We start from the raw sequence: 26,593 nt of genomic DNA, 5'->3' as shown, positions 1-26,593 counted from the left end.
GCTATACTCGCCCGATCACGGCGCCAGGCTTCGCCGGCGCTCTTTTCCATTTCACCCGCCATCGCTGAGGACTACCTGTGGCCAGAAAGGCTCGAACCTGGAAGGGCGCGCGCACGCCGCAGGCCCTGAAGCGCGTCCGCCAGTCGCTCCGCCGCCGCACCGTCAACCAGCGCACGCGGAGCCAGACCAAGACCCTCGTCCTGCAGGCCAGCAACATTGCGCTGGGCCGCTCCGAGGGCGATGGCGCCGCTGCGGTTACGGCCGCTATCAGCGCGCTCGACAAGGCCGCCGAGAAGGGGATCATCCACCCCAACAACGCCGCTCGCCGCAAGAGCCGGCTGATGGCCAAGGCCAACGCCGCCCACCTGCTGGACGGAGCCGCGAGCGAGGCCCCGTCGGCCCCCAAGAAGAAGTCGACCGCCACCCGGACTGCGCAGCGCAAGAAGGTCGCCGCGTCGAAGGCCTCGAAGGCCGCTGCCGCCAAGGCCGCGGATCGGCCGCGCACCGCGGCCGGCAAGGCCAAGGTCGCAGTGGTTCGAGCGTCCCGCGAGACCGCTGCTGCGCGCAAGCGGGCCAAGGCCGTTGGCGACGCCGAGCCAGAGGCTCCCGCCGAGGGCTAGATCGGCATCCTAGCGCGCTAGACTCAGCCTCCGATGGATGAGCCCCGATCCGGCCGCGTGGTCAGCGTCAACGTCAACGAAGGCGGAGTCCCCAAGCTGCCGGTCGCCGAGCAATGGGTCGGACCGCTCGGCCTGAAGGATGACCGGCACGAGGAGCCGGTGCCCATGCACGGAGGCGTGGACCAGGCCGTCTGCCTCTACTCGATGGAGGCCATCGGGCGCCTCGTAGCCGAGGGGCATAACGCATTTCCGGGTGCCTTCGGCGAGAACCTGACGCTCGAGGGGATCGAGCTGGACGCGATAGGCCCGGGCGATCGGCTCGCCATCGGCGAGGGTGGGCTCGTCATCGAGCTGACCTGGCACGCCGCTCCGTGCAAGAAGCAGGCGCAGTGGTTCTCAAACGGACGATTCGCGCGGATCAGCGGCAAGACGAACCCCGCCGACGCACGGTGGTACGCGCGGGTGATCAGCGAGGGGCCAGTCCGCCCCGGAGACACCGTTCGTTAGGGGTCATCGCGCTGGCGTCGAACCTTCCAGATGTGCTCCATCGGCCATTTGCGCGCCCATTCGCGGTCCGCGTCGGTGCGGTAGGTGCTGACAGCGTCGGCCTCTGGTCGGAGCTCGATCAGATCCTCGACGATCAGGCCGTTGGCCCGGAAGAGGCGGATCCACTCGCCATATGGCAGCTGGAACTCGACGTGCTGGGATTCCCCCACGTCCACGACGTTCAGCTCGTAATAGTTGAGCCGCAGCTGGTCGGTGACCTGCTCCGAATCGGGCGGCCAGCAGATGTCAGCGATGGGGGTGTGCATGCTGAAGACGAGCAGCCCATCGTGGCGCAGCAGCCGCGCCGCCTCGGGGACGGTGCGGCGGGGGTCGGCGAAGACCATGGCTCCGTGGTCGCAGAAGATGAGATCGAAGCTGGCGTCGGGATAGGGCACCGCCTCGGCGCTGGCGTGGACCAGCGGGAAGTCGAGCCCAGCCTCGGCGATCGCTTCGCGGGCATGCTCGAGCTGACGCTCGCTGAGGTCGAGGCCCACCGGCCGGGCCCCGCGCCTGGCCAGCTCGATCGACCACTGGGCAGCCCCGCAGCCCAACTCCAGCACGTCCCTGCCGGCCACCTCGCCGAGCGCATGGATCTCGTCCTCGGGGATCTGCCACACGCCCCAGGCCGCGCCGTGGCGCGCCAGGTCGGGGCCGTGATCGGCCTGGTAGGTGTCGGAGAGCTCGTTCCAGAAGGCCCGGTTCGTGCGTGCGTGATCGGTCAGGCCGTCCATCAGCCGGCCAGCGCCGCGAAGGCGCCGCGACCGACGTACTCGGCGGCGTCGCCGAGCTCCTCCTCGATGCGCAGCAGCCGGTTGTACTTCGCGATCCGCTCGCTGCGACTGACGCTGCCGGTCTTGATCTGGCCGGTGCCCATCGCGACCACGAAGTCGGCGATGGTGGTGTCCTCCGTCTCGCCGGAGCGGTGGCTCACGATCGAGCGCCAGCCGGCAGTCCGTGCCATCTCGACCGCGTCGCGCGTCTCGGTCAGCGTGCCGATCTGGTTGAGCTTGATCAGGATCGAGTTGCAGGCCCGCTCACGGATGCCCCGCGCCAGTCGCTCGGTGTTCGTCACCAGCAGGTCGTCGCCCATCACCTGGATCCGGTCGCCGAGCTGCGCGGTGAGCGCGGTCCAGCCCGTCCAGTCGTCCTCCGCCAGGCCGTCCTCCAGGCTGATGATCGGGTAGCGGTCGATCCAATCGGCCCAGAACGTGATCAGCTCGTCGCTCGCCAGCGTGCGCTTCTCGCGGGCGAGCACGTATTGCCCCTCGCTGTAGACCTCGCTCGCGGCGGGGTCGAGGGCGATCGCGATCTGCTCGCCGGGCCGATAGCCGGCGCGCTGGATCGCCTCCAGGACGAGGCCGATCGCCGCCTCGTTCGTCTCGAGGCTTGGGGCGTAGCCACCCTCGTCGCCGACGGTGGTGGCGAAGCCGCGCTCCTCGAGCAGCCGGCCGAGCACGTGGAACGTCTCTGCCGCCCAGCGCAGCGCCTCGGCGAAGGTCGGTGCGCCGAGGGGCGCGATCATGAACTCCTGGAAATCGGTCGAGTCCACCGCGTGCTTGCCGCCGTTCAGGATGTTCACCAGCGGCACCGGGAGCAGGTGCGCGGCCTCGCCTCCCAGGTACCGATACAGCGGCTGGCCCTCGGCCGCCGCCCCCGCATGGGCGGCCGCCAGCGAGACGCCGAGCAGCGCGTTGGCGCCCAGGCGGGCCTTGTTCGGCGTGCCATCGAGCACGATCAACAGGCGGTCGAGGCCCGGCTGGTCGAACGCGTCAAAGCCATGGACCGCTTCGGCAATCTCGCCGTTCACGTTCGCCACCGCGTCGAGGACCCCTTTGCCACCATAACGGGACCTGTCACCGTCGCGCAGCTCGACCGCCTCGTGGGCGCCGGTCGAGGCTCCGGAGGGAACGATCGCGCGACCCCAGCCTCCGCCGCTGAGCCGCACCTCGACCTCGATCGTCGGATTGCCGCGGGAGTCGAGCACCTCGCGCCCGTGGACGGCGGAGATCGCGGTGTTCATCGGTCGGGCAGGGCCTCGACGCCGGGCAGCTTCTTGCCCTCGACGAACTCGAGCGAGGCGCCGCCGCCGGTCGAGACGTGGCTCATCTGGTCGGTCAGGCCGAGCTTGTCGACCGCCGATACCGAATCCCCACCGCCGACCACGGTGATCACCCCATCGCCCGTCCGCGAGGCCACGTAGTTGGCGATCGCGTTCGTGCCATCGGCGAACTGGGCGATCTCGAAGATGCCCATCGGTCCATTCCAGAAGATCGTTCGCGCCTTGGCCAGGTGCGTCGTGTAGGCCTCCACCGTCTGCGGACCGATGTCGACCACGATCCAGTCCTTGGGCACGCCATTGAGGGGCACGACCTGGCGCTGCGAGCGCGGGTGGATCTGGGCGGCGATCACCAGGTCGGTGGGGAGCATCAGGCGCACGCGCTTGCGCCGCGCCTCGGACATGATCCGCTCGGCGTTGGTCAGCTGCTCCGTCTCGACCAGGCTCTTGCCCATGGCATGGCCCTTGGCAGCCAGGAAGGTGTTGGCCATGCCACCGCCGACCAGGACCGCCTGACAGCGCGCCAGCAGCACCTCGAGGACCTCGAGCTTGCCGCTGATCTTGGCTCCGCCGATGATCGTGTGGAACGGCTTGGGCGGCTTGCGGAGCAGGTTGGCGAGAGCGGTCACTTCCTGCTCCAGCAGCAGCCCGGCCACGCTGGGCAGGAAGTGGGTGATCCCCTCGGTCGAGGCGTGGGCCCGATGCGCCGAGCCGAAGGCGTCGTTGACGTAGATCTCGGCCATGTCGGCCAGCGCCTTGGCGAAGCCGGGGTCGTTCGCCTCCTCCTCGGCGTGGAAGCGCAGGTTCTCGAGCAGCAGCAGGTCGCCGGGACGCAGCTTGCCGATCGCCACCTGGACGCCGGGGCCGAGGGCGTCGCCGGTCATCCGCACGTTGCGGCCGAGCAGCTGGCCCAGCCGATCCGCGACCGGCTTGAGGCGCAATGCATCGTTGACCTTGCCCTTCGGGCGGCCGAGGTGGCTGGCCAGGATCACGGCCGCGCCCCGCTCGAGGAGATATCGGATCGTGGGCAGGCTGGCGCGGATGCGGGTGTCGTCAGTGATGCGACCGTCGTCGAGCGGCACGTTCAGGTCAGCGCGCAGGAAGACGCGCTTGCCCCGGACGTCGATATCCCGAACCGTCTGCTTGTTCATCCAGCTACAGCCGGGCGGCCATGAAGCTGGCGAGATCCGCCACCCGGCAGGAGTAGCCCCATTCGTTGTCGTACCAGGCGATCACCTTCAGCAGGTTGTCGCCAACGACCATGGTCGAGAGGCTGTCGACGATGCTGGATCGTTCGTCGCCCTTGAAGTCCATGCTTACCAGTGGCTCGGCGGTGAAGCCCAGCAGCCCCTTCATCGGCCCGTCCGCCGCGGCCTTGAGCGCCGCGTTGGCGGTCTCGGCGCTGACCGGGCGCGACGTGATCGCCACGAAGTCGATGATGCTCACCGTGGCGGTCGGCACCCGCAGCGCAAAGCCGTCGAAGCGGCCCTTGAGCTCGGGGATCACCAGCGACAGTGCCTTGGCGGCGCCGGTGGTGGTGGGAATGATGTTCTGCCCGGCGGATCGCGCCCGGCGCAGGTCCGGGTGGAAGACGTCGAGCACGTTCTGGTCGTTGGTGTACGAGTGGACGGTCGTCATCATGCCGCGCTCGATCCCGAACGAGTCCCACACGACCTTGGCCGGCAGTGCCAGCCCGTTGGTGGTGCACGAGGCGTTGCTGACGATGTGGTGCTTCTCCGGGTCGTAGACGCCCTCGTTCACGCCGAGCACCAGGGTCACGTCCTCGTTCTTGGCGGGAGCGCTGATGATCACCTTGCGCGCGCCGGCGTCCAGGTGGGCGTGCGCCTTGGTGGCGTCCGTGAAGATGCCCGTCGACTCCACCACGAGCTCGACGCCCAGGTCCTTCCACGGGAGAGCCGCGGGGTCCCGCTCCGAGAGGGCGCGAATCGGGTAGCCGTCGACGACGATGTCGCTCTCGGTATGCGACACCTCGCCGGAATAGCGCCCGTAGGTCGAGTCGTACTTGAACAGGTGCGCATTGGTTGCCGTGGGAGCCAGGTCGTTGACGGCGACCACCTCGAGGCTGTCCGGATGGCGCTCAAGGATGGCCTTGAGAGTCTGACGGCCGATCCGGCCGAAGCCATTGATGCCGATGCGGGTCACGCGAGCTCCTTCGAATAGGACGGATCTGTCATTCGTTCATTCACGATCGGCAGCAGGCCGATCAGCGAGACGTCGCCGGCGAACTGCGTCATCTCGAGCCGCACGCGCCGCGCCGGAGCCGGGAAGGCGCGGCGGTCGATCTCGGCGCGAATCGCGCTGGGCAACTCTGGCCGATTGCAGCCGATGCTGCCGCCGAGCACGATCACCTCGGGATTGACGGCGTTGACCAGGCTCGCGCACATGGCGCCGATCGCGACCCAGGCGCGGTCGAGAACGCGCTGACACGCGACGTCGCCCGCATCGGCGGCGCGCGCCACCAGTTCGGCATCCACCTCCGCGTCGGCCGCGAGGGCTGCCAGACCAGGCGCCGCGCCGCTCTTCAGCAGGGCGCGTCCCTCACGCGCGATTGCCCTGCCGGAGCCGATCGCCTCGGCGTGGCCGGGCTGGCCGTCGCCGCACAGCGGCCCGTCGATGTCGACCGTCATGTGCCCGATCTCGCCGGCGGTGCCGTCCTTGCCGATCAGGGGCCGGCCGTCGAGCACCAGGCCGCCGCCGATGCCGGTCGAGACGGTCACGTAGATCACGTCGTCGGCGCCCTTGCCTGCACCGTAGCGCCACTCTCCCATGACGGCGGCGTTGGTGTCGCGCTCCAGGTAGGTGGGCAGCCCGACAGCCTCTTCCACGCGCGCCGCCAGCGGGATATTCCGCCAGCCCGCCAGGTTGGGCGGCGCGATCACGACGCCCTTCCAGGGGTCCAGCGGGCCGGGCGACGAAATGCCGATCCCGACCGGATCCGCCAGGCCGGCGCGCCGCGCATCCTCGCGCACGGTGCGAGCGGCGGCGCAGATCCGATCGATCACCGCTTCCACGCCCTCCTCGTCACGAGTCTCCAGGGCACGACGGCACGAGACGGTAAGGTCGGGGCTGACGTGCGCGGCGCGGATCTGGGTCCCGCCGAGGTCGATCGCCAGGATCGACCGATCGGCTACCTCATCCACAGGCCGTCATTGTAGCGGCCGAGCATGGAATCGGCCGCTCGGCGGCGGCCATCGGGTCTCCCGACGGCGCGCGACCGAACGGCCGACGCGCTTGGTATTGAGCGTCGCGGGCGGAGCCCGCGCGCTGTGTCAGATCTGCAAGCCCTGGTTCAGCCGCCGATCCTGAACATCTTGGTGCCACACACCGGACAGGTGCCCTGGGTGGCCGGCTTGCCGTTTTTCATCGTGATCTTGCTTTCGTTACGCATGTCGCGCTTTGCCTTGCACTTGACGCAGTAGGCATTGGTCGCCATCGGTGAGTTGCCTCCTTGTGTGCCGGCAACGTGCCGGCGTTGCTTAACGCTCCCCGCCTTGCCCGCCGATCAAGCCCGACCAGCGTGCGTGGGGATCGCCTTCGTCTCCGTTGTCGATCGCCCAGAGCAGGTGGATGCCGGCCAGTCCGACATCGATACAGCGTGCCTCTGCGGCCTCCTTCGCCGCGCCTTCCAGAAACGTCCCATCGACGCGCTGTGCGTAGGCGGCGCATACCGTCCCGGCGCGCAACCCCGCGAGTCCTGCCAACACGAAGAGTGCCGACGACTCCATCTCGAGGTTGGCGACGCGTTGGCGTCGCAGCTCCTCCGCGAGATCAGGATAGCGAACCGGGAGCGTGCGCATCGCCCTTCCCTGCGGAGCGTAAAACCCGCTCGCGGTCGCTGTCATCCCAACATGGTACGGAGCACCCGTCTCGCGACATGCCGCCTCGAGGGCCCAGACCACGTCTCGGTGGGCGATGGCCGGGTATCCAGGGTGCACATAGAAGTCGGTCGTGTTCTCCAAACGGACCGCCCCGATCGACACGATCAGGTCCCCGAGGGCGATCTCCGGCTGGAGGGCGCCACTCGAGCCGATGCGGATCAGCGTGGGCTGATCCGTGATCTCCATCACCTCGGCCAGCACGATCTCCACGTTGTCAGGGCCCATCCCGGTGGACATGGCCGAGAGCCGCATCCCCTGGTAGGTGCCGGTGGCGGTGGTGATCTCCCGGTTGCTGCGGTTGAGCTCGACCGAGTCCCATCGGGACGAGACCTTGGCCACTCGCCCGGGATCCCCCACCAGCACGATGTACTCGGCCAGCTCACCCCGCTCCAGCGCGATGTGGTACTGGCGACCGCCGGTGCGCGGCGCGTCCGCCTGCGAGAGATCGGTCAAGGCCTCGGTGAGCTCCTCGTGCGAGCGTGGGACCTCAGGTCGGCGGGAGTATACGCCGCTCGTTTCGAGCGTCATTCGCCTCGACGCGCAGCACGGACAGGCGTGGGCCACCTTGCGCGGCCATGCCTTCGTGGGCCTCTGGCAGCTCCGCGTCGATCGGCTGGTCGCCGTCGGGCCCGCGCCGGCGGCCGAACCAGGCCGCCAGGCCGGCCAGCGCGGCGAGCCCCATGCCGGAGACGACGAGTCCCGCGGCAGGCGCTTGATGGTCCGTCACCGACGCGGTTCCTCGCTCGATGGTGGAGATGGGCCGGGACGAGCTGGTCGGCTGAGGTCGAGCCAGTGTCGGGGGCGTTCGCGCGATGAGCGGAGCGTCGACCTGATCGTGCAGAGCATTCCCGAGGTCGCCGGTCGGGAGCGAGTGCTGCGCCGTCTGGACGAATGCGCAGCAGGCCAGCGGTTGGGTCGAACCCGTTACGGGAGAGGCGATCACTCTGAGGTCAGCGGCGGTCCTCGGCCACAGGCGGTAGCCGCTCGACGGGGCGGAGCCGGTCGTCTGTTGCGCGAGAACCGCGCGGACTTCCAGCCAGGCGCCCCGTGTCAGCGATCCGCCGGAGATGCCGCTGCGCGAGGAGATCGAGACGCGGATCGGCCCTGAGCCGTCGTCGATCGCGAAGGAGACGTTGCCACCGCGGGGCCGGCTGATCGCCGTGCTGATCGCACCGCGGACGACCACCAGGCGAGCCTCTTCGCCCTCGCCCAGTGCGCCCGTTGCGCGACGCAGCGGCTCCGGCTCGGCCTGCGTCCCGAGGTAGCGCGGCGAGGTGGCCACCCGAAGGCTGAGCATGCCGGCCTTGGTGGACCTGGTCCCGTCCAGCTCGACCAGCTGCCCCAGGGCGAGGCTGCCGACATCGGCTCCAAGCCGGACGAGGATCCCCGCGGTCGCGTCCTGGATCACGGCGCTGCCGGACTCGATCAGTCCGGAGGGCGCCGTCACCACCCCACGGATCCGGAGGTGGGTGCCGGTCGCCGCCGCGCGTGCCTCGCTGATCGAAACGAGCGACGACCCCGGCGTCGGCGTGGCTGAAGGACTGGCCGACGCGGATGCGGATGACGTTGTAGTCGGCGCCGGCGATGGAGTTGGGCTGGACGTCGCGATCGGTTCAACCGAGACGACATCGGCGGCGTCCCTGGGCTGGACGCGAAAGCCCGATGTCGCGGTCCCGCTTGAATCCCGCTGGCCGACGACGCCGATGAGCGTGAGCCCAACCCCTCGCGCCCAGGACGATGTGTCGATCCCCGTCCCGGTCCCGACCAGGATTCGGGTTGCGCCGCTGCCGTCATTGAGGTCCCATGCCAGGCCTGTGCTCAGCGTCGTCACCGAGCTGCTGATGATCCCGCTGATCTCGACCAGTTGGCCTTCGAATGCCTCGCCGATGGATCCGGTCGCCGCGTCCACCGGCAACGGGTCGTTCGCGGCTCCCAGGCTTGTGACCGCGTCCGCGGTCGTCCGGATGGTGCGCTGCGCATACCGATCGTCGAGGGTGCCCGTGACCCGCAATAGCTTGCCGCGAGCGAACGTCCCATCGGAGATGAGCACGGCGATGCCCGCGGACGCGTCGACGAGATACCCACCCCCATCGGTGAAGTCGCCGGCCGTCAGCGTCACGCCCTCGACCGTCACAGTCGTGCCGTCAGGCTGCGACCGCGCGTCCGCGATGGAGAGCAGCGCCGGGGTGGGCACGGGAGTTGAGGTGGGGGCAGGGATCGCCGTGGGAGCAGCGGTTGCGGTGGGTTCAGGTGACGGGGTGGCCAAGGGCGTCCCGGTGACGCTCGGTTCCACGGACGGCTCCATCGTCGGACAGGAGCTGGGTTCCGCCGTTGCTGAAGGGATCGGCGAGCTGCTTGGCGCCGGACTGTCGCTCGCGACGGGAATGGGCGGCGAGCCGCTGTTCTGCGGATCCGGGATCGGCTGGACGACGTAGTCGACCAGGTTGTCATCGGTGTCCTGGCCGGATCCCAGCCAGCCGCCGGGAAGCCGTTCGAGGCTGCTGCCGGCGGCCGGGGCGGGCGCCGGTCGCGCCTCGAGCCAGGAGCTCGCGGCGTTCCCCCAGCCGACCGCGTCGATCGCGGTGGCGGCGCCAACCACCCGCAGGGCGACGCTGCCACCCGTCGCCGCCAGCCCGCTGGCGTACGCCACGTCGGCCAGGCCGGCAAGGATCCCGGCCTCGTTCGCGATCAGCAGATGGGCGCCCGGCGAAATCCCCGCAGCTCCAGCCGACCATGAGGCCTTGCGGGTGACGGTTGCGCCGCTGGCGGTGACGTACACCACTTCGAGGCCCTCGAGCGGCAGCATCGAGGGCGCCGGGTTGTAGAGCTCGATGAACTCGTCGGATGCGCTCACTCCGCCCGTCATCACCTCGCTCACGAGCAGGTGACCGGTCACCTCGACGAGCGGGGCGGCCGTGCTGCCGAGGTCCTCCGTCATGGGGAACGCCATGGCGTGGTCGATCGCCAGCGCAAGCACGCCGATCGAGATCAAACCGGCCAGCAGCCGGTGTGGGGCAACGGGAACGGCGCGGACGACGGGCACGGCACACCTCGAATAGCCGGAGGCGTGCAGGTCGCCGCAGGATGCGCGGTGGATCGTTACCGGTCGCTTAGGCCGCGCTTACCGATCCCGCGTACAATCGCGGGCCATGTCGAAGAAGACCTCCGCCGCGCTGGACGCTGAACGCCGGGCGGAAGCACGTCGCCGAGCCCGTCTGCAGGCGCAGGGACGCCTCGAGGACGAGGAGCAGGACGAGGTCGAGGCCGCCCCCGCGCGACGACCGTCCGGATCGCTTCTGCGACGGCTCTTCCCACCGGCAGCCCCCCTCCCCGGCAAGCCGGATCCGCTGGCCGGCTTCACGTATACGGGGAGGCTTCGCCCGGTCGTTTCGAGCCTGTGGCTGATCCCCCGCAACCCGCTCGCCGGCATTGTGATGGGCCTGCTCTGGGCGGCGGCCTACATCATCACGGTCCAGGAGGGGAGGTCGGTGGTGGGCAGCATCGCGTCGTTCGTCTCGTTCGGAGCGCTCGTGGCGGCAGGCTGGATCGGCTGGCAGCGGCCGTGGCTGTACGGCTTCGTGGCGGCGGTGATCGGCTACCTGCTGTATGCGGGCTACGCGATCTTCGCCCTCGCGGGGACCGCCGCCCTCGATGAGCCTGGAGCGACCACGCTGGCAGCCACGTATCTGCTCACCAACGGGATACTGCAGGCAGGCATTGGGGCGCTGGCGGGCTTCTACGGTGGCTATCTGCGACGGCGCATGGCCGACCCCGCCACGCGCCAGGCGGCCGCCGCGCGACGTCGCCGCTGACGGAGGCTCAGGGCGCCGAGTGCGCCAACGCCGCTGCTTCCGCGGCCGCCATGGCCCCTGCGTAGTCAGGCGCCAGCCCGAGCACCTCCCCGGTCGAACGCATCTCCGGACCGAGCGCCGTATCCACGCCCGGCAGGCGCCAGAGTGAGCCGATCGGCGTCTTGACCGCGACCAGCGGAGCGTCCGCCGCGAGGCCCGGCTGCCAGCGCACCTCCGCCAACGTCGCGCCGAGCGCGCAGCGCACCGCGGCGGCGACCACGTCACGACCGGTCGCCTTGGCCACGATCGGCACCGTTCGGCTGGCACGCGGATTGGCCTCGATCACCACGATCCGGTCATCGGACACGATCATCTGCACGTTCAGGATCCCGCGCACCCCAAGGCGCAGGGCGATGCGCCCGGCCGTTTCGGCCGCTGCCACTTGCACCTGCCGCGAGATGCGCTGGGGCGGGAGGACCGCGACCGAGTCTCCGGAGTGAACACCGGGAGGGTCGAGCTGCTCCAGGATCCCCGGCACGCACCAGTTCTGCCCATCGCTGATGACGTCCACGTCCAGCTCGACCCCGTCGACCATCGGGTCCACCCGCAGCGGCCAGCCGATCTCGGTCGCCAGTTGCCCCGTGACATCATCCTCGCTCCGTAGCACCGCGATCCCGCGCCCGCCAATCACCCATGACGGCCGGACGATGACCGGCAGCCCGAGCACGCCGACGATGGAGCGCAGCTCCCTCTCGTCGGCGGCCAGCCGCCCGCGCGGCCCCTCGATCGCGAGCTCATCGAGGAGCGTGGCGAAGCGCTCCCGGTCCTCGGTCAGCTCGATCGCCTGGGCCGTGAGCCCGGCGATCGGCACATCGGCGTATGCCAGCTCCTTGGCCAGGTCGATGGCCGTCTGCCCCCCGAAGGTGAGCACCACGTGAGGCGGTTCGCCGGTGAGTGCCCGCTCGTGGTCGATCACGTCGAGCACGCTCTCGGCGTCAAGCGGCTCGAAGTAGAGGCGCGAGCAGGCGTCGTAATCGGTCGACACGGTCTCCGGGTTGTTGTTGATTACGACGGCGTCGAGGCCCATCTCTCGGATTGCCCAGGCGGCTCGTACCGAGCAGTAGTCGAACTCGATGCCCTGCCCGATGCGGATCGGCCCGGAGCCGACCACGATCACGCTGCGACGATCGGTCGGGGGCGCAACCTCGGGCGTGGTGTGCGAGGAGTAGAAGTACGGCGTCTCGGCCGGGAACTCTCCGGCGCAGGTGTCCACCCGCCGATACGCGGGGCGGATCCCCGCGCGAACGCGCGCGCGCCGCACCGCCACCGCCGGCACGCCGGAGAGGGTCGCGATGTCGGCGTCGCCGAAGCCGAGCTGCTTGGCCTCGAGGAGCGGCATGCCGACAAGGCTCCGTTCTGCCTCGACCAGCTCCGCCAACCGCTCACTGAACCACGGCGCGATCCCGGTCGCCTCGCTCAGCCCGGCGGCATCGGTCCAGCCATGGCGCAGGAGGGCAACCAACCTCCACAGGCGCGTATCGGTTGGTTCCAGGAAGGAGGCGAGGTCGTTCGGAGGCCGATGGGAGAGGCCCCATGCCGGGTCTTCCCACAGCCATCCGTGTCCCCGCGGCTCAAGGGAGCGGATCGCCTTGAGGAGCGCCGTGCCGAACTCGCGGTCGATCGCCATCGCCTCGCCGGTCGCCTTCATCTGGATCCCCAGCGAACGATCCGCGTCCGGGAACTTGTCGAACGGCCAGCGCGGCAGCTTGACGACCACGTAGTCGACGGCCGGCTCGAAGGCGGCGCTCCCCGACCCGGTGGCCGGGTTCGGGAGCTCGTGCAGCCGCTTACCGAGCGCGATGAGGGCGGCCACCCGCGCTATCGGGTAACCGGTCGCCTTGCTGGCCAGCGCGGACGAACGGCTGACCCGCGGGTTGACCTCGATGACACGGTAGTCTCGGCCGTCAGGCCGCACCGCCAACTGCACGTTGCAGCCGCCCTCCAGCCGCAGCTCGCGCACGATCTTCAGCGCGCAGCGCCGCAGCTGCTGGACGAGCGGATCGGGCAGCGTCTGGATCGGAGCGACCACGATCGAGTCGCCGGTGTGCACGCCCATCGGGTCGAGGTTCTCCATGCCGCAGATGGCGATCGCCGTGTCGGAGGCGTCTCGCAGCACCTCGAACTCGATCTCGTACCAGCCCAGCAGGCTGCGCTCGACCAGGACCTGGCCGATGGGGCTCGCCGCCAGCCCGGTCGTCAGACGCGCCCGCGCCTGCTCAGGCGTGGACGCGAAGCCGCCCCCGCCGCCGCCAAGCGTGAACGCTGGCCGCACCACCACCGGGGCGCCCAGCTCCTCGACGAAGCGCAGGCCGTCCTCGATCGTCTCCACCACGGCGCTCTCCGGCACTGGCTCCCCGATCCGCGTCACCAGGTCGCGGAAGCCGCCTCGATCCTCCGCCGCGCGCACGGCCGCCAGCGGCGTTCCGAGGACTCGCACGCCGTAGCGCTCCAGGACGCCGGCATCGTCGAGCGCGACGGCAAGGTTCAGGCCCGTCTGCCCGCCAAGGGTCGGCAGCAGCGCATCGGGCCGGTGCTCGGCGATGACCCGCTCCAGATGGTCAACCGTCAACGGCCCGATCACCACGGTGCCACCCACGTCCGGATCGGTCATGACGGTGGCTGGATTCGAATTGACGAGCACCGTCTCCACGCCCTCGCCGCGCAGCGCCAGGCAGGCCTGCACGCCGGCGTAGTCGAACTCCGCCGCCTGGCCGATGACGATCGGCCCCGAGCCGATTACCAGGACCTTGCGCGGCGTCATGCCGTGACCCCGTTGACTGCCACGTCGAAGACCCGCGCCGCGTCGATCGGTCCGGGAGCCCCCTCCGGGTGGAACTGGACCGATGCGATCCGGCCCGAGGCATGCAACAGCCCCTCGACCGTTCCGTCGTTGAGATCCCGGTGGCTGACCCGGTAGCCGCCAGCCGCCAGCATCGGACCGTCGAGGACCTCGACCTCGTGGTTGTGGGCACCGATGTCCACGCGACCGGTGGCCAGCTCGAGCACGGCGTGGTTGCCGCCGTGATGCCCGACCGCCAGGCGGCGCGTTTCTGCCCCCGCGGCAAGGGCCAGGAGCTGATGGCCGAGGCAGATCCCCAGAACGGGCGGACCGCCCGCCACCGCCCGTTCTGCCAGCTGCTGCGCCGTCTCGATCTGGGGCGCCATGCGCGAGGGATCGCCCGGGCCCGGCGAGAGGACCACGAGGTCCGGTTCGGTGGCGGCCACGTCCGTGGCGGTGGCGTCGTGAGGCAGCACCTCGACCTCCAGGCCACGCTCGGTGAGGGCGCGCAGGAGCGACCGCTTCACGCCGAAGTCGATGAGGGTCGCATGCCCGCGACGGGTGCCAGCCGCTGCAAGGCGGTACGACGCGCGCGTCGAGACCGCCGCGACGTGGTCGACCGCCTCCCAACCGACGATCTGCCTCGCCTGCTCGGTCGCCCCCGCGTCATCGGTGGCGGCGCGAATGACCGCCTTGCGCGCCGCGCCGCGCCGCAGCTCGAGCGTCAGGGCGCGCGTGTCGATCCCCTCGAGTGCCGGAATGCCGGCCTCGATCAGCAGCTCCTCGAACGAGCGACCCGGGCCAGTCGGTGGCGTCACCAGCCGGGTGACAATGACGGCCCTGGGATGCACCCGGTCGGACTCGAGCTCGTCCGGATCGATCCGGTAGCTGCCGACCATCGGATGGGTGAGGACCACGATCTGGCCCGCGTACGAGGGATCGGTCAGGATCTCGCCCCAGCCGGAGGCGGCCGTCGAGAAGATCAGGTCGCCCTCTGCCGAGCGTAAGGCGCCGCGCAGGCGGCCACGGAAGAGCGTCCCGCCCTCGAGCGCGAGGATCCCCGGCACGAAAAACGACGCCGACCGCTCGGTGGCGGGTGGCGTCGTGGGTTCGCGGGTCAGGCTTGTGCGCAAAGATCGCTCCTTTCCGGCATCGCAGTGCCGGGCTTAAAGGACGGTCGCAGTGTAGCGCAGCCGAGGCGCATCCGAGGGCCATCGGCGCGGTACCATCGCTCCCCTGGAGGCACCTGCACGAGGAGTGACGCCCATGACCAGTCGCGCCGCAACCCTGGCCGATGTCGCTGTCCCGGCGATCGGTTCGAGCGAGGCGGCCCGATGGCTACGCGCCTCGCTCCTGGTCGGCGGCGGGGCGGGCCTCACCGCCATCTCGGCCCAGATCGTGTGGTTCGCGCCCTGGAACCCGCTGGTGCCGTATACCTTCCAGACGGCCGCGGTGCTGCTGGTCGGCACAGCCCTCGGCGCACGGCTGGGCCTGGCCTCGATGCTGCTGTATGTCGCGCTCGGGGCGGCGGGGCTGGGCGTCTTCGCCGATGGGTCGTCGGGGCTTGCCGCCGACGGGGCGCTGAGATTCAGCGTCGGCTACCTGGGTGGCTTCATCCTGGCCGGGGCACTGGTCGGCTGGCTCGCCGAGCGCGGCTGGGATCGGTCGCCCGCCTCGACGATCGGGCTCATGGTGCTCGGCAACCTCGCCATCTACGCCGTCGGCGTGCCGGCCCTGATGGCGATCGCGGGGCTTGACCTGGCCACTGCCTTACGGGTCGGCGCGCTCGACTTCGTCCCGTGGGACCTGATCAAGATCGCGGCTGCCGCAGCGCTCCTGCCCCTGGCCTGGCGCGCCGTCAGGCCTTCGGAGCGCGGCTGATCCGGTTGCGCAGGCCAGGGAACAGGCGCATGACCAGCAGGACCAGGAGCCCCAGCGCGATAAGGGCGGGCAGCCACACGATCACGAACCAGATCGCGCCGTTCCCGACGCCCTGACCAACGGCTACCAGCGCCGCGAAGGCGTCCGCAACCGTTTTGCCGGGATCCCAGCTGCCAGCAGCCTGCTGCAGCGCGCTGGGAATCAGCGTCACATGCAGGGTGGAGAGGTCGGCCAGCCCACTGAGCTCCTTATGCTGTGCCTGAAGCTGCTCGATCTGGCCGCGAACGTCGTCAAGCCGGGTCTGAACAGCCAGGATGTCCTCGATCTTGACCGCCTTGCTCAACAGGGAGCGGTACTGGGTCTCAGAGGCCTGCAGGTTCGCGATCCTGGCCTCGAGGTCCACCACCGCCGAGGTCACGTCCTGCTCGTTGGTTGCCTCGACGACGACGTCACCGTCGAGCTCGTGCAGACGCGCGAGGGCATCCTCGAACCGATCGGCGGGGATGCGCAACGTCAGCGTCGCCGCCTCGTCCCGGGTCCCAGCCTGTGAGCCGCCCACGTATCCGTCGAGCTGGAGGGCCATAGCGCGCACGCGGGCCAACGCCCTGGCGACATCGGGCACCTCGATGCTGATCTCTCCGGTCTTGATGATCTTCTGGTCGGCGAGGCTGGCGGGCTGTTCGCCGTTGCCGCCTTCGTCGGTGCCGCCGGTGACCGGCCCACCGCCGAGATCTCGGCCGTCGCCGGGCGCAGCACCCGGCCCGCTGGCCGCAGCGCAGGCGGCGACGATGGACGCAACCATCAGCAGACTCAGGATCGCCAGCGTTCTCACGGACAAGGGACGCGTGAAGCGCCGATTGGCGTTGGGCATCGGTCCGTCCTCCTGGGCTACATCTTGCGTATGTGTGACCGGGACGCAGGAGTTGACCCGCTCGTTCCCGGCCTCCGGTACGATCAAGGCATGCAGTCACCACCCCCAGGCACGCCCGCCGTAGATTTCGACCGCAGCTGGGTCCGAGATCACCTCGCCGATGAGCGGCGCAAGGCAAGCCTGCTCGGTGAGATCCGCGAGGCGATCTTTGGGGCGCAGGACGGGCTGGTCAGCACCCTGGCGGTGGTGAGCACCGTCGCGGGCGCCTCCGCGGATCGCGTTCCGGTGCTGATCGCCGGCATCGCCACCGGCCTCGCGGGTGTCTTCAGCATGGCCGCCGGCGAGTACATGAGCAGCAAGAGCCAGCGCGAGATCTTTGTGGCTCAAATCGCCGGCGAACGCGAGGAGGTCGCGGAACGCCCCGGCGAGGCCGAAGCCGAGATGGCCTACATGTTCGAGGAGGATGGCCTGCCTCGCGAGGAGGCCTCGGCCGTGGCCGGGACCATCGCGGCGCATTCCGACGTGCTGCTCAAGACGATGGTTGAGAAGGAGCTGGGCCTCACTGGCGAGCACGCGGAGGGGAGCCCGATGCAGGGCGCGTTGGTGATGGGGACCAGCTTCGGCCTGGGGGCGCTGGTGCCGGTGCTTGTGTACCTGGTTTTGCCGATCGAGGTCGCGATTTGGGCCGCGGTCGTGGCCAGCGGCGGCGTGCTGTTCGGGATCGGCGTGCTCAAGAGCCGATGGACGCGGCAGGCGTGGCTGCGATCCGGCCTCGAGATCCTGGTCCTCGGCGCCTTCGCCGGCATTGCCGGATTCTTCTTCGGCAACCTGCTGCCGACCCTGCTGGGAGTCCCCGCGACTCCGGTCTAGCTAGGTGACGGTCAGCGTCCCAACCATCCCGTACTTCTCGTGCCCGGGGAAGTGACAGATGTAGTCCATCGTGCCCGGGCTGTCGAAGGTCAGCGTCGTCTCGATCGACGTCAGTGGAGGAAGAGAGACCTCGGTCGGTCGATCCCCGTGCTGCGGCTCCGTACCGTCGCGATGTCGTTCGTGGAACGCCTCGTCCCCGATCAGCCACTCGTGATCGATCGGGTCGTCGTTGATGAGCACAAAGGTCACGGCCACCCCATGTGGGAACGTGAGCGCGATCGGCTCGAACTGCGAGTAATGGATCCGGATCTCCACCCGCAGCGGCGACATGTCCGGGCTGCAGCCGGCGGCCAGTCCTGCCAGGAGCAGCAGGCTGAGGGCCGTCGACCGCACCGGGAGATTCCGCATCGGTCAGCCGGCGAGCGGCCGGCCTCGGCCGCCGTTGCGCGTTCCCAGCGCCAGCAGCCAGGCGCCGCCCAACGGGATCGCGGACGAGACGGCCAGCAGCATGACGAACAGCGGGGTCCATGTTGGCGGCGCCGGCAGCGGCCCGAAGGGGGCCAGTCCGGCATCGCGCAGGGACGGCTGGCCGGCCCCGGTCGGGTCGATTGCCAGGTCGAAGCGCAGGTTCCCCGCCGAGGCGTCGATCTCGATCTTTGTCAGCCACGCGTCCTCCGGCACCCACTCCATCCCCTTGTCAGAGCGCAGATCGGCGAGAAGCTCGGCGCTGGCCGAATCGCTGTGGGTCAGGTTCAGGCCACCCGCGGCCAGCTTGCTGCCAGGAGCGGGCAGGAGAGCCGGATGCTCGTCGGTGAGCAGGTAGACATCGGCCTGAACCGCCTCGGCCGCGCTCTTGCCCAGCGCCAGGATGCGCAACGGGACCCAGGGGTTGTCGGTCGGGATGCTCAGGTGCACCGGTGTTCCATCCCCGATCGCCTGGCCGCGCTCCGCGGCCGCGGCGGCGTCGAAGGCGGCTGCCATGAAGATCGGAGAGCGCCCGGCATAGAAGTCGAGCACCTCGGGCGCATCGGGCGGGAGCGAGAAGCCGTGCTCCTTGGCCCAGACGCCGATCTCAGCGCCGCCACCCTTCAGGATGGTGATGTCGAGCGCATCGATGCGCACCTGCTGCAGCACCTGCGCGCGTGACTCGGCAGCGCCGGCTGCGGCAAAGAAGTCTGGCTGAGGATCGGTCTCGCGCAGCAGGCGCTGGAGGGTCCAATCGCCTCCCTTCACGACGCTGGTCGGGATGCCTGGCAGCGGGACGATGCTGCCGAACGCGCCGCCGCCCCCGGCGAACTCAAATGCGGTGATGTAATGCTCGACGCCGTCGTGATAGCCGGCCAGGGTGGTCGTGCGCAGCAGGTTGACGGCGCCGTTCGGGCCGATCAAGCCGCCGCAGGCCAGGGTGGGCGCGGCGAGTGCAAGGGTGAATGCGAATGCGGCTATCGGGGCGGCGAGGCGACGCATGGTTGGGGTCCTCTGGTTCGGTTGCCCGGCAGGACGGCCCGGCGACCGCGAGAGTTCCGCGGAACTTCTGGACGGTCCGGACCGTCCGGAGGCCCATGAGACCCCTCGTTTCCGGGGCGCTGCTGTGCGCTCTGCTCGCCGCCTGTTCGGCTGCCACACCCAGCGCCTCCACCTCTCCCTCGCCATCGCCGCCGGCGTCGGCGACCACGGTCGTCACGCTCCAGGTCGGCGACGAGGAGTACCGCATCCAGCTCACCGATGCGGCCGATATCGCGATCGCGCACCGGCTCCTCGCCGGCGAGGAGGCTCCGCGCATCCCCAATGGGCTGATCGTGCGCGGCGATGACGGAGGGGTGAACACCGGCTATTCCTGGCACATCGACCCGGATACGCTGGAGTTCGCCGACTTCACCACCGAGGTGTGCGACGGCCTGCCGTCATACGTCGAGGACGGCACCCTCTCCGGCGACCGCTTCTGCCCCTGGAGCGCCGAGGTCATCGCGATCGACGAGTAGCCGATCGCGCAGCTCCAGAGCGTTAGCCCCGGCCCATCCCCGGCGCGTCGAGCTGCGCCACCAGCGCCTTCGGTGCCACCGTGCGATAGCTCTCCTCGATCCAGGCCAGCAGCAGGTCCAGCGGCACATCATCGGGGGGCCGAACCGTGACCCAGTTGCCGCGATCGAGCCCGTAGCCGGTCGGCACCGTGAACGGCATGGAGAGTGCCTCGTCGTTCGAGATCGGGAGCTTCACGCTGAAGCCGAATGGCTCGTCGCCATCGGTCGAGCCGAAGAAGACGAACACCTTCTTGCCGACCTTGGCAACCGATTCACCCCACGGATGATCCTCCCAGGCTTCGGGGAGCGCGAAGGCAGCGCGGCGCAGCTGCTCGAGCAGGTCGGCGGCGGTCACTGGAGCGTGGTCGTCAGGCTTCGCGGTAGACCTTGTCGTGGTCCCTGACATGGTCCGCCACGGCCAGCGCCAGGTCGTCTCCAGGGCCGGCGGTCACCACCTTCTGGTGATCGACCTCCATCGACTCGACGGTCTGCTCCACGTTCGTCGTGTGACCCGTGATGTGGATGCGGTCGCCCACCCGCAGTACATCGGTGAGAGCGACGGCGGCCACCGAGAGGTGGCTGAAGTAGTGGGTGACGGTCCCGATCGCCTGTTCGGGGTCGTGTCCCTCGGACATCGGACTGCCTCCGAAGCTGGTGAAGGCAAGCCTGCGCCCCCGATCGGCCGGGCGTCAAGGGTGGCGCGTGCGCGCTGCCTAGCGGAACAGGCGTTGCTGCTTGGCAAGCTCGAGGCGCGTCTCGCGGGCGTCCTCGGCGATCACGGTCGCGACCGGGTGGATGCGCCGCGCCACCACGTTCAGCACCTCGCCCTCGACCTGCAGGATCCCGTCGATCACCAGCAGCGGGTTTCGGTGCAGGATGGCGCGGTGCGCGGTGTAGACCTGCGGCCGCACCGTGACGTTGATCATGGCAGTCTCGTCCTCGAGCGCGATGAAGACGAAGTTTTTTGCGGTCATGGGGTGCTGGATGCTCACCGCCAGGCCAGCCAGCCGAATGCGTGACCGATTGCGCCGCTTCCCCGCCTCCGCAATCGGCAGCACTCCCCGCTGAGTGAGCCGCTCCCGGAAGAGCTCCGCTGCGTGGGCCGTCGGCGAGAGGCCCAGCTCCCGGTAGTCGGCCGCCACCCGCTCGGCGAAGGACATCGGCGGCAGCGTCGCCCCGAGCTCGCGCTGCGCGTCGTCGGTGAGGCCCAGCGCGGGACGAGCGGGGTTGGCATCGGCCAGGGTGCTGCGCAGCTGCCAGAGCAGCTCGCGGCGGGGCGCATCGGTCCAGTCGAACGCCCCAATGGCGATCAGCCGCTCGACCACCTGCTCGCCCTGGCCCGTGCGCGCCACGAAGTCGCGCACGCCCGTATACGGACCGATGGCGCGCTCGCGCTCCAGCGTCTCGCGCGCTGACTCGTCGATCCCCTTCACCTGGCGCATCCCCAGCCGCAGCGCGGCTTTGGCTTCAGGCTGGAGCTCGACCTCGTGCTCCCAGCGCGAGGCGTTGACGTCGACCGGCAGCACCCGCACTCCATGCCGCTTGGCGTCGCCCACGATCACGGCCGGCGAGTAGAAGCCCATCGGCTGGTTGTTGAGGACGCCGGCATAGTAGTAGGCCGGGTAGCGCTGCTTCAGCCAGGCGGTGTCGTAGGTGATCTTGGCGAAGGCGGCGGCGTGGGCCCGCGCGAACCCGAACTCGGCGAAGGCGGAGCAGCGACGGAAGAGATCGTCTGCGTCGGGTTCCGTCAGCCCCGTGCGCATGGCACCGCCCACGAACCGATCGCGCTCGGCCTGCATCTTCTGGTGCGACCGATGTGAGCCCATCGCCTTGCGGAAGATATCCGCCTCGAGCGCCGTGTAGCCGCACACCTCGATCGCGATCTGCATCACCTGCTCCTGGTACAGGATCACGCCCAGGGTGTCCTCCAGGATCGGCTGCAGGCTGGGATGGAGGTAGGTGACCGGTTCCTGCCCTGCCCTTCTTCTCAGATACGGATGCACCGCGTTGCCCTGGATCGGGCCGGGCCGGATGATCGCGACCTGCACCACCAGGTCCTCGAAGCGCTCCGGCCGGCTCTTGGGCAGCGCCTGCATCTGGGCGCGGCTCTCGATCTGGAACATGCCGACCGTGTCGGCGGCCCGGATCGTCTTGAACACCTCGGGGTCGTCGTGGGGGAGTTGGTCGAGGTCGATGCGCTCGCCCGTGTCGCGCTCGATCTTGTCGAGGCACTCGCTGACCACGCCCAGGGTTCGCAGGGAGAGGAGGTCGATCTTCACGAGCCCCAGCGCCTCGATGTCCTCCTTGTCGTACTGGGTCACGACCCGGTTGGGCATCGTGGCGCGCTCGATCGGGACGAGGTCGATCAGCGGGGTGCGGGTGACGAGCATCCCGCCGACGTGGATCCCCAGGTGACGCGGGAAGCCGTCGATCTCCGCGCACAGCTGGAGGAGCCACTGCCACCGGTTGCGCGGCGCAACGTGGGGGGCGGGCTCCTGCGCCTTATTCATAGGGCGCATCAGATCGCGCGGATCGATCCCTTCCGGTGTTGCCTCATTCGTCTCGTGCATGGGAGACCACCGGAAGCCTGCCTCCGGTGCGATTTCATTCCCCCCATGCATCGGTGGCAGCACGCTCGGGCGACGCCGCTCCTCGATCGGCATGCCGCTCTCCGGGTCCACCCGCACCACGCTTGGCCGCTCGCTCGACGGTCCGGGCGTGCCGTTGTCGCGCGGCTCGGGCAGCTTCAGGCCGCCCGGGCCATAGCGCTTCTGCTCCCAGCCCTCGTACTTGACCGATACGACCGACTGGTCGAAGACCTTCGGACGGCGCGGCGGCACCCAGCCGCTCTCGCTGTAGGGCCGCCCGTCGTGGTCGCCGGCGGCGTCACGGGCGCGCGACTCGGCATCGGCCAGGTCAGGGCGCAGCGGGAGTGCCAGCGCCGGTCGGGCGGAGCCATGCCACGGGGAGTCGGAGGGCTGACGCGTGATGGCGCCTGCCGCTGCATCGGCATGGCCTCGGCCATCACGGCCTGACGGGATCGCCTCCGCCTGCATATCCAGGCCGGCCTCCTCGAAGAGCCAGCCGAAGCCGCCATCCAGAGCCAGGTCGCGGGCAACGTCGGAGGCGTCGCGCGTGTCGAGCGCCTTGGCCACCCGGTCGACCGCCTCGAGCGGGAAGCCCAGCGCCTTGGCCACCTCGCGCACGGCGGATCGGGCTCGGTAGGTGATCACCGTGCAGACCATGGCCGCGTGGTCCTCGCCGTAGCGGGTGTAGAGGTACTGGATCACCTCCTCGCGGCGGTTGACGTCGAAGTCGATGTCGATATCGGGGAGGGTGCGAGCCTCGTTGATGAAGCGCTCGAAGAGGAGCTTGTGGGCGATCGGGTCGACCTTGGTGATGCCAAGGCAGTAGGCCACGATCGAGTCGCCGGCACTCCCCCTCCCCTGGCCGATGATCCCCTTGCGCCGCGCGAACTCCATCAGGTCCCACACGATCAGGAAGAACTCGGCCAGGTTGGTGCGCTCGATGATCTCCAGCTCGTGCGCCAGCTGCTTCACCGCCTGCCTGGTAATGGGCCGATAACGGACGCGTAAGCCCTCGTGTGCACGCTGGTACAGATATGAGAACGGCGTCTCTCTCTCGGGGACCGTGAAGCCCGGAAACCGATAGCGCTCGAAGTCCAGGTCCAGCCTGCAGGACCGGCCGATGGCGGCCGCCTGTGCCATCCCCGCCTCCCAGGCCCGGCGGGCGGGCGCGTTGGACAGTCCTGCGCCGATGGCGGCCAGCTCGTCCCCGCCTTTCAGGCGGTACTCGGCGTTGGGGAGGAGCAGCTCGCGCGCCTCGTCGAGGCTTGCGCCATGGCGGATGCAGACCAGCACGTCCTGCAGCCGATGGCCCCCGGCCGCCGCGTAGTGCACCTGGTTGGTGACGACGGTCGGCAGCCCGGTCTCCTCCGCCAGCTCGGCAAGCTGCGCCGTGAGCCAGTCGTCATCGGGCTCGAGATGGTGCGACAGCTCCACCGCGTAGTCGCCGTCCGGAAAGTGGCTCGCCCAGCGTTGCGCTGCCTCGCGCGCAGCATCCCGCTCCCCGGCCAGCAGGTGGCGTGGCACCTCCCCATTGCGGCAGCCGGACAGCCCGATCAGGTGGCCGTGACCGTCGTCGAGTCCCTCCTCGACCAGCTCCCGCGCGAAGATCGGGAACTGCTTCTCCCCGGCGAGGTGGCCACGGCTGGCGAGCCGCGACAGGGCGGTGTAGCCGGCGGCGTCACGGGCCAGCACGACGAGGTGATCGCCGGGGATCGGGCCGGCATGCAGCTCGCCGGGCCAGCCTCGGCTCGCATGCTCCCCGCGAAACGGGTCGTTAAGCTTCCGGCCGCGGCGAGCCAAGCGCAGCTCGCCCTCGTTTCGCGGGATGGTCAGCTCGATCCCGATAATGGCGGTGACCGGTGACAGGCCGGCGTCCCGGGCTTCATCGGTCCGGGTCTGGGCAGCCGCCTTCGACAGGCGGACCGCGCCATACAGGCCGGCGTGGTCGGTGACCGCCAGCGCCAGCATGCCCAGCACCGCCGCCCGCGCGATCAGCTCCTCTGGATGGCTCGCCCCGTCCCGGAAGCTGAAGTTGGAGTGCGCGTGGAGCTCGCAGTAGCCGTCCGGCGTGTCCATTGGACGACGAATGATAGAACGTGCGTTCTAATCCGCCAAGCCCCTGTCGACCCCTGTAGCATGGCGGCATGGGACAGATGACACGACTTCAGACCGCCGCCGGCGACACCGACGCCTACCTCGCCCCGGCCCGACCATCCCCCGGTCCGCCGGTCTTGCTGCTGCACGCCTGGTGGGGCCTGACCGAGATGATGCGCGACCTCGCCGACCGCCTGGCAGGCGACGGCTTCACCGTGCTGGCGCCGGACCTCTTCAACGGGACCGTGCTCACAACGATCGACGAGGCGGAGGCCAACCTTGGGGTGGTCGAGCCGGACGAGGCCGCCGGAGACAGGCTCCTCGGCCGGGTATCGGCGGCACTCGACCATTTGTTGGCCCTTCCCGATGTCGCCGGCGACCGCGCGGGCGTCATCGGCTTCAGCTTCGGCGCCGCGTATGGATGGCAGCTGGTCGCGAAGCGGCCGGAGGCCGCCGCCTTTGTCAGCTATTACGGCGGCATCGGGACCGAGCTGCCAGGAGACGCGGAGAAGGGCATCCGGCCCGCCTACCTCGCGCATTTCGCCGCCGACGACCCGTATGAGGATGACGCGGCCGGCGTCCCCGGGCTCGTCGCCCGACTGGCGCAGGAGGGCACCGGATCGGCGGCCTACCTGTACGACGGCACCAGCCACTGGTTCGCCGAGCCCGATCGCCCCGAGTACACCGAGGAGGCGAGCGAACTCGCCTATCGTCGCACCGTCGAGTTCCTGCGCTCCAACCTGTCCTGAGTCGCGCAGCAGCGCGCCGGCGAATTTAGAACCATTCGGCCAGTGCGCCCGCCATTGATGTTGAAGGCATCGGTGGTGCAGCGCGAGCTGGTCGAGCTGGCAAGGAGCGGCGATCGAGAAGCGTTCTCGGCGCTGGCGGCCAGCGTCGTGGATCGGCTGTACGCCACCGCCATGCTCATCCTGCGCGACCACTCCATGGCCGATGACGCAACCCAGGAGACGATTGTGCGCGCCTGGCGCGACCGCCATGGTTGTTGGCGGTCGAGGTAATGGCCCCCGTAAGGAGGGCTGACGGAGTGACCGTGGGCTGTAGTAGCCATCCGGGGGAGCTACGGACGGAATGCTGACTCTGCGCTCAGCGCCGCGCCCGGCCGACCGCAGTCCGGCCGCAGGGCAGCTGTTCCTATACTCCAGCGTGGTTTGGACGAGACGGACCTCCGCGATCGCTTTCGCCAGCATCGCTGTGCTTGTGGGCTGTGCCTCGCCCGAAGCCGGAGCCTCCGCACCGCCGCCTGGGGCCTCGACTCCGCCGCCTGGCGCGACATTCGGCGAGGCGCCATCTGCCACACCTGCGACCGCACGCGTCCACGAGATCTTGTGGTCGGAGCACGCGTTCGACGGGCAGGTGCACGCGCTCGCCGTCGACGGCGCCCAACTCGTCACGGTGGGAGCGACGGCAGACGGGTCAGCCGCGTGGACCTCGGGTGACGGTCTGACCTGGGAGGAGCATGCCGTGCCCCAGTCACGCACTCTCAATGAATGGCGGGAGAACCCGGAACGACCTGACGACGGGTCCGAGGGGATGGGCGCCTTGGCGCGTCTCGGCGACACCCTGTTCTCGTTTGGCACTTTCTTTGCGTATGACGGCGACGTCCTCCGACCGGTTGGCTGGCGCTCGGCCGATGGGACGGAATGGGAGTCCATCGAGTCCGAGAACGTCTTCTTTGCCGAGGGTGGTGCGGTGATGGATCTCGTGGCCGGAGATCCTGGTCTTCTCGCACTTACGCGAGGGCCCGTCCACCAGTACGGGGGCGGAATCTGGGTGTGGACGGCCGAAACAAGCTGGGTCCAGACGACGCCGCTGGATGTCGTCTGGGAATCGGTGACGGGGGGCGCCGTTGTCTGGGACGCGGTCTGGGCCGATGGGAAGTATGTGGCGGTCGGATTGGCGGCGAGCTATGCGCCTGCGCGGACTTGGGCGTCGTCCTGGGTCTCGACCGACGGCCGCAGCTGGCAGGCCGCGCCGCCTTCCGCGGATCGCGAGGAAGCGGTGATGTACGCCGTCAGCCCTGTTATGGGCGGCGGATTCGTTGCGGTCGGTTGCGAGAGATGTACGACCGAAGACCAACTCGGTGTTCCATCGGCCTGGATCTCACCCGACGGCCTGGCTTGGACCGCGGTTGCGCTGCCGGCCGACTTCGAGGGCGCAGGCGACGGGGTCCTTCAGCTCGATGGTGGCCTCCTTGCAGTTGGCGCCGCGCCCGACGGTACGGCCACCTGGACATCCGCCGACGGTGCCGGCTGGCAGGCGGGTCCGATCCTTGCCGGCACCTCGAACGGACACAACCTAGCGGCATGGCACGACGAGGTCGTCTTATTCTTGTATCGCGAACTTGAATACGGCGTGCCGCACGATTCAGTGCTGCTGCGGGGCGTGGTCGGGCCGTAGGAAGCGGCGCCAGTCGTTCGACTCGCGTCGTCCGGCAGCCCGCTCTCTTCGTCAACAGCTGACTGTTGGACCCCGAACCAATTTAGAACCATTCGGCCA

24 protein-coding genes and 1 pseudogene are annotated in these 26,593 nt (G+C 69.5%); 9 read left to right on the top strand and 16 right to left on the bottom strand.

Annotated features, from left to right (window positions below; all coding sequences use genetic code 11):
• Positions 1-77 precede the first annotated feature (77 nt).
• Together rpsT and WEB29_03330 are read left to right on the top strand one after the other, a co-directional pair.
• Positions 78-353, top strand: a pseudogene (gene rpsT / locus WEB29_03335) (30S ribosomal protein S20).
• Between the two features lie 300 nt (positions 354-653).
• Positions 654-1,127: an MOSC domain-containing protein gene (locus tag WEB29_03330; GenBank protein MEX2135981.1), complete on the top strand. Its 474-nt coding sequence runs from the start codon at positions 654-656 to the stop codon at positions 1,125-1,127.
• Here the strand turns inward: WEB29_03330 and WEB29_03325 are convergent.
• From WEB29_03325 to WEB29_03290, 8 genes are all read right to left on the bottom strand, one after another.
• Positions 1,124-1,897: a class I SAM-dependent methyltransferase gene (locus WEB29_03325; protein MEX2135980.1), complete on the bottom strand. Its 774-nt coding sequence runs from the start codon at positions 1,895-1,897 to the stop codon at positions 1,124-1,126. The two genes, WEB29_03330 and WEB29_03325, sit on opposite strands and share 4 nt — an antisense overlap.
• The gene (eno, locus tag WEB29_03320) at positions 1,897-3,186 is read right to left on the bottom strand and encodes a phosphopyruvate hydratase (protein MEX2135979.1); all 1,290 of its coding nucleotides are present in this window, start codon (positions 3,184-3,186) and stop codon (positions 1,897-1,899) included. The genes WEB29_03325 and eno overlap by 1 nt, the downstream gene beginning before the upstream one ends.
• Positions 3,183-4,373: a phosphoglycerate kinase gene (locus WEB29_03315; GenBank protein MEX2135978.1), complete on the bottom strand. Its 1,191-nt coding sequence runs from the start codon at positions 4,371-4,373 to the stop codon at positions 3,183-3,185. Before WEB29_03315 ends, eno begins: the two co-directional genes overlap by 4 nt.
• Before the next feature lie 4 nt (positions 4,374-4,377).
• A complete protein-coding gene (gene gap, locus WEB29_03310; GenBank protein MEX2135977.1) occupies positions 4,378-5,385 on the bottom strand; it encodes a type I glyceraldehyde-3-phosphate dehydrogenase in 1,008 nt (335 codons plus the stop codon).
• Complete coding sequence (locus WEB29_03305) at positions 5,382-6,383, bottom strand: ROK family protein (GenBank protein MEX2135976.1); 1,002 nt, start codon at positions 6,381-6,383, stop codon at positions 5,382-5,384. The genes gap and WEB29_03305 overlap by 4 nt, the downstream gene beginning before the upstream one ends.
• A 149-nt stretch (positions 6,384-6,532) precedes the next feature.
• Complete coding sequence (locus WEB29_03300; GenBank protein MEX2135975.1) at positions 6,533-6,676, bottom strand: DUF5679 domain-containing protein; 144 nt, start codon at positions 6,674-6,676, stop codon at positions 6,533-6,535.
• Between the two features lie 43 nt (positions 6,677-6,719).
• A complete protein-coding gene (locus WEB29_03295; protein MEX2135974.1) occupies positions 6,720-7,649 on the bottom strand; it encodes a nucleoside phosphorylase in 930 nt (309 codons plus the stop codon).
• Positions 7,609-10,164 carry a lamin tail domain-containing protein gene (locus tag WEB29_03290; GenBank protein MEX2135973.1) on the bottom strand — a complete coding sequence of 852 codons (2,556 nt, stop codon included), beginning with the start codon at positions 10,162-10,164 and terminating at the stop codon, positions 7,609-7,611. The genes WEB29_03295 and WEB29_03290 overlap by 41 nt, the downstream gene beginning before the upstream one ends.
• 106 nt (positions 10,165-10,270) lie before the next feature.
• On the opposite strand from WEB29_03290, the gene WEB29_03285 reads away from it, so the two are divergent.
• Positions 10,271-10,933, top strand: a complete 663-nt coding sequence (locus WEB29_03285; protein MEX2135972.1) for a hypothetical protein — start codon at positions 10,271-10,273, stop codon at positions 10,931-10,933.
• 7 nt (positions 10,934-10,940) lie between these two features.
• Here the strand turns inward: WEB29_03285 and carB are convergent, their stop codons facing one another.
• On the bottom strand, positions 10,941-13,733 hold the full coding sequence (gene carB / locus WEB29_03280; protein ID MEX2135971.1) for a carbamoyl-phosphate synthase large subunit: 2,793 nt from the start codon (positions 13,731-13,733) through the stop codon (positions 10,941-10,943).
• On the bottom strand, positions 13,730-14,884 hold the full coding sequence (locus WEB29_03275) for a carbamoyl phosphate synthase small subunit (GenBank protein ID MEX2135970.1): 1,155 nt from the start codon (positions 14,882-14,884) through the stop codon (positions 13,730-13,732). Before WEB29_03275 ends, carB begins: the two co-directional genes overlap by 4 nt.
• 133 nt (positions 14,885-15,017) lie before the next feature.
• Between WEB29_03275 and WEB29_03270 the strand changes: the two genes are divergently transcribed.
• Positions 15,018-15,632, top strand: a complete 615-nt coding sequence (locus WEB29_03270) for a biotin transporter BioY (protein ID MEX2135969.1) — start codon at positions 15,018-15,020, stop codon at positions 15,630-15,632.
• Here WEB29_03270 and WEB29_03265 read toward each other — a convergent pair.
• Positions 15,610-16,503: a DUF4349 domain-containing protein gene (locus WEB29_03265; GenBank protein ID MEX2135968.1), complete on the bottom strand. Its 894-nt coding sequence runs from the start codon at positions 16,501-16,503 to the stop codon at positions 15,610-15,612. The two genes, WEB29_03270 and WEB29_03265, sit on opposite strands and share 23 nt — an antisense overlap.
• 90 nt (positions 16,504-16,593) lie before the next feature.
• Here WEB29_03265 and WEB29_03260 point away from each other — a divergent pair, with 90 nt between their 5' ends.
• Positions 16,594-17,373 (top strand): VIT1/CCC1 transporter family protein, encoded by a 780-nt coding sequence (locus tag WEB29_03260; GenBank protein MEX2135967.1) that lies wholly within the window; start codon positions 16,594-16,596, stop codon positions 17,371-17,373.
• Here the strand turns inward: WEB29_03260 and WEB29_03255 are convergent, their stop codons facing one another.
• A complete protein-coding gene (locus WEB29_03255; protein MEX2135966.1) occupies positions 17,374-17,766 on the bottom strand; it encodes a plastocyanin/azurin family copper-binding protein in 393 nt (130 codons plus the stop codon). It lies immediately after the preceding gene.
• An 18-nt stretch (positions 17,767-17,784) separates the two neighbouring features.
• Positions 17,785-18,840 carry a DUF2330 domain-containing protein gene (locus WEB29_03250; protein MEX2135965.1) on the bottom strand — a complete coding sequence of 352 codons (1,056 nt, stop codon included), beginning with the start codon at positions 18,838-18,840 and terminating at the stop codon, positions 17,785-17,787.
• Positions 18,841-18,935: 95 nt separating this feature from the next.
• Here WEB29_03250 and WEB29_03245 point away from each other — a divergent pair, with 95 nt between their 5' ends.
• On the top strand, positions 18,936-19,355 hold the full coding sequence (locus WEB29_03245) for a hypothetical protein (protein MEX2135964.1): 420 nt from the start codon (positions 18,936-18,938) through the stop codon (positions 19,353-19,355).
• Positions 19,356-19,377: 22 nt separating this feature from the next.
• Here the strand turns inward: WEB29_03245 and WEB29_03240 are convergent, their stop codons facing one another.
• The 3 genes from WEB29_03240 to WEB29_03230 form a co-directional block, all read right to left on the bottom strand.
• Complete coding sequence (locus WEB29_03240; GenBank protein MEX2135963.1) at positions 19,378-19,749, bottom strand: MmcQ/YjbR family DNA-binding protein; 372 nt, start codon at positions 19,747-19,749, stop codon at positions 19,378-19,380.
• Positions 19,750-19,762: 13 nt separating this feature from the next.
• Positions 19,763-20,029, bottom strand: a complete 267-nt coding sequence (locus tag WEB29_03235; protein ID MEX2135962.1) for a translation elongation factor-like protein — start codon at positions 20,027-20,029, stop codon at positions 19,763-19,765.
• Between the two features lie 78 nt (positions 20,030-20,107).
• Positions 20,108-24,058, bottom strand: a complete 3,951-nt coding sequence (locus WEB29_03230; protein MEX2135961.1) for a PHP domain-containing protein — start codon at positions 24,056-24,058, stop codon at positions 20,108-20,110.
• A 68-nt stretch (positions 24,059-24,126) separates the two neighbouring features.
• Here WEB29_03230 and WEB29_03225 point away from each other — a divergent pair, with 68 nt between their 5' ends.
• The 3 genes from WEB29_03225 (at position 24,127) to WEB29_03215 (ending at position 26,494) form a co-directional block, all read left to right on the top strand.
• The gene (locus tag WEB29_03225; GenBank protein MEX2135960.1) at positions 24,127-24,825 is read left to right on the top strand and encodes a dienelactone hydrolase family protein; all 699 of its coding nucleotides are present in this window, start codon (positions 24,127-24,129) and stop codon (positions 24,823-24,825) included.
• A gap of 42 nt (positions 24,826-24,867) precedes the next feature.
• The gene (locus tag WEB29_03220) at positions 24,868-25,095 is read left to right on the top strand and encodes a sigma factor (GenBank protein ID MEX2135959.1); all 228 of its coding nucleotides are present in this window, start codon (positions 24,868-24,870) and stop codon (positions 25,093-25,095) included.
• 355 nt (positions 25,096-25,450) lie between these two features.
• The gene (locus WEB29_03215; GenBank protein ID MEX2135958.1) at positions 25,451-26,494 is read left to right on the top strand and encodes a hypothetical protein; all 1,044 of its coding nucleotides are present in this window, start codon (positions 25,451-25,453) and stop codon (positions 26,492-26,494) included.
• The last annotated feature ends 99 nt before the right edge of the window (positions 26,495-26,593 follow it).

It is taken from the genome of Chloroflexota bacterium (genome assembly GCA_040902225.1).
Lineage (GTDB): Bacteria > Chloroflexota > Limnocylindria > QHBO01 > QHBO01 > CF-167.
The sequence above is the reverse complement of the archived record's forward strand: the minus strand, read 5'-3'. Positions and strand labels throughout refer to the sequence as shown.

What these genes read in the sequence shown, in the direction of transcription:
- WEB29_03285 (MEX2135972.1), top strand. Translation starts at nt 10,271, where the DNA reads ATGTCGAAGAAGACCTCCGCCGCGCTGGACGCTGAACGCCGGGCGGAA.
- WEB29_03330 (MEX2135981.1), top strand. Translation starts at nt 654, where the DNA reads ATGGATGAGCCCCGATCCGGCCGCGTGGTCAGCGTCAACGTCAACGAA.
- WEB29_03250 (MEX2135965.1), bottom strand. Translation starts at nt 18,840, where the DNA reads ATGCGTCGCCTCGCCGCCCCGATAGCCGCATTCGCATTCACCCTTGCA.
- WEB29_03225 (MEX2135960.1), top strand. Translation starts at nt 24,127, where the DNA reads ATGGGACAGATGACACGACTTCAGACCGCCGCCGGCGACACCGACGCC.
- WEB29_03270 (MEX2135969.1), top strand. Translation starts at nt 15,018, where the DNA reads ATGACCAGTCGCGCCGCAACCCTGGCCGATGTCGCTGTCCCGGCGATC.
- WEB29_03245 (MEX2135964.1), top strand. Translation starts at nt 18,936, where the DNA reads ATGAGACCCCTCGTTTCCGGGGCGCTGCTGTGCGCTCTGCTCGCCGCC.
- WEB29_03325 (MEX2135980.1), bottom strand. Translation starts at nt 1,897, where the DNA reads ATGGACGGCCTGACCGATCACGCACGCACGAACCGGGCCTTCTGGAAC.
- WEB29_03295 (MEX2135974.1), bottom strand. Translation starts at nt 7,649, where the DNA reads ATGACGCTCGAAACGAGCGGCGTATACTCCCGCCGACCTGAGGTCCCA.
- WEB29_03235 (MEX2135962.1), bottom strand. Translation starts at nt 20,029, where the DNA reads ATGTCCGAGGGACACGACCCCGAACAGGCGATCGGGACCGTCACCCAC.
- WEB29_03300 (MEX2135975.1), bottom strand. Translation starts at nt 6,676, where the DNA reads ATGGCGACCAATGCCTACTGCGTCAAGTGCAAGGCAAAGCGCGACATG.
- WEB29_03315 (MEX2135978.1), bottom strand. Translation starts at nt 4,373, where the DNA reads ATGAACAAGCAGACGGTTCGGGATATCGACGTCCGGGGCAAGCGCGTC.
- eno (MEX2135979.1), bottom strand. Translation starts at nt 3,186, where the DNA reads ATGAACACCGCGATCTCCGCCGTCCACGGGCGCGAGGTGCTCGACTCC.
- WEB29_03230 (MEX2135961.1), bottom strand. Translation starts at nt 24,058, where the DNA reads ATGGACACGCCGGACGGCTACTGCGAGCTCCACGCGCACTCCAACTTC.
- carB (MEX2135971.1), bottom strand. Translation starts at nt 13,733, where the DNA reads ATGACGCCGCGCAAGGTCCTGGTAATCGGCTCGGGGCCGATCGTCATC.
- WEB29_03265 (MEX2135968.1), bottom strand. Translation starts at nt 16,503, where the DNA reads ATGCCCAACGCCAATCGGCGCTTCACGCGTCCCTTGTCCGTGAGAACG.
- WEB29_03260 (MEX2135967.1), top strand. Translation starts at nt 16,594, where the DNA reads ATGCAGTCACCACCCCCAGGCACGCCCGCCGTAGATTTCGACCGCAGC.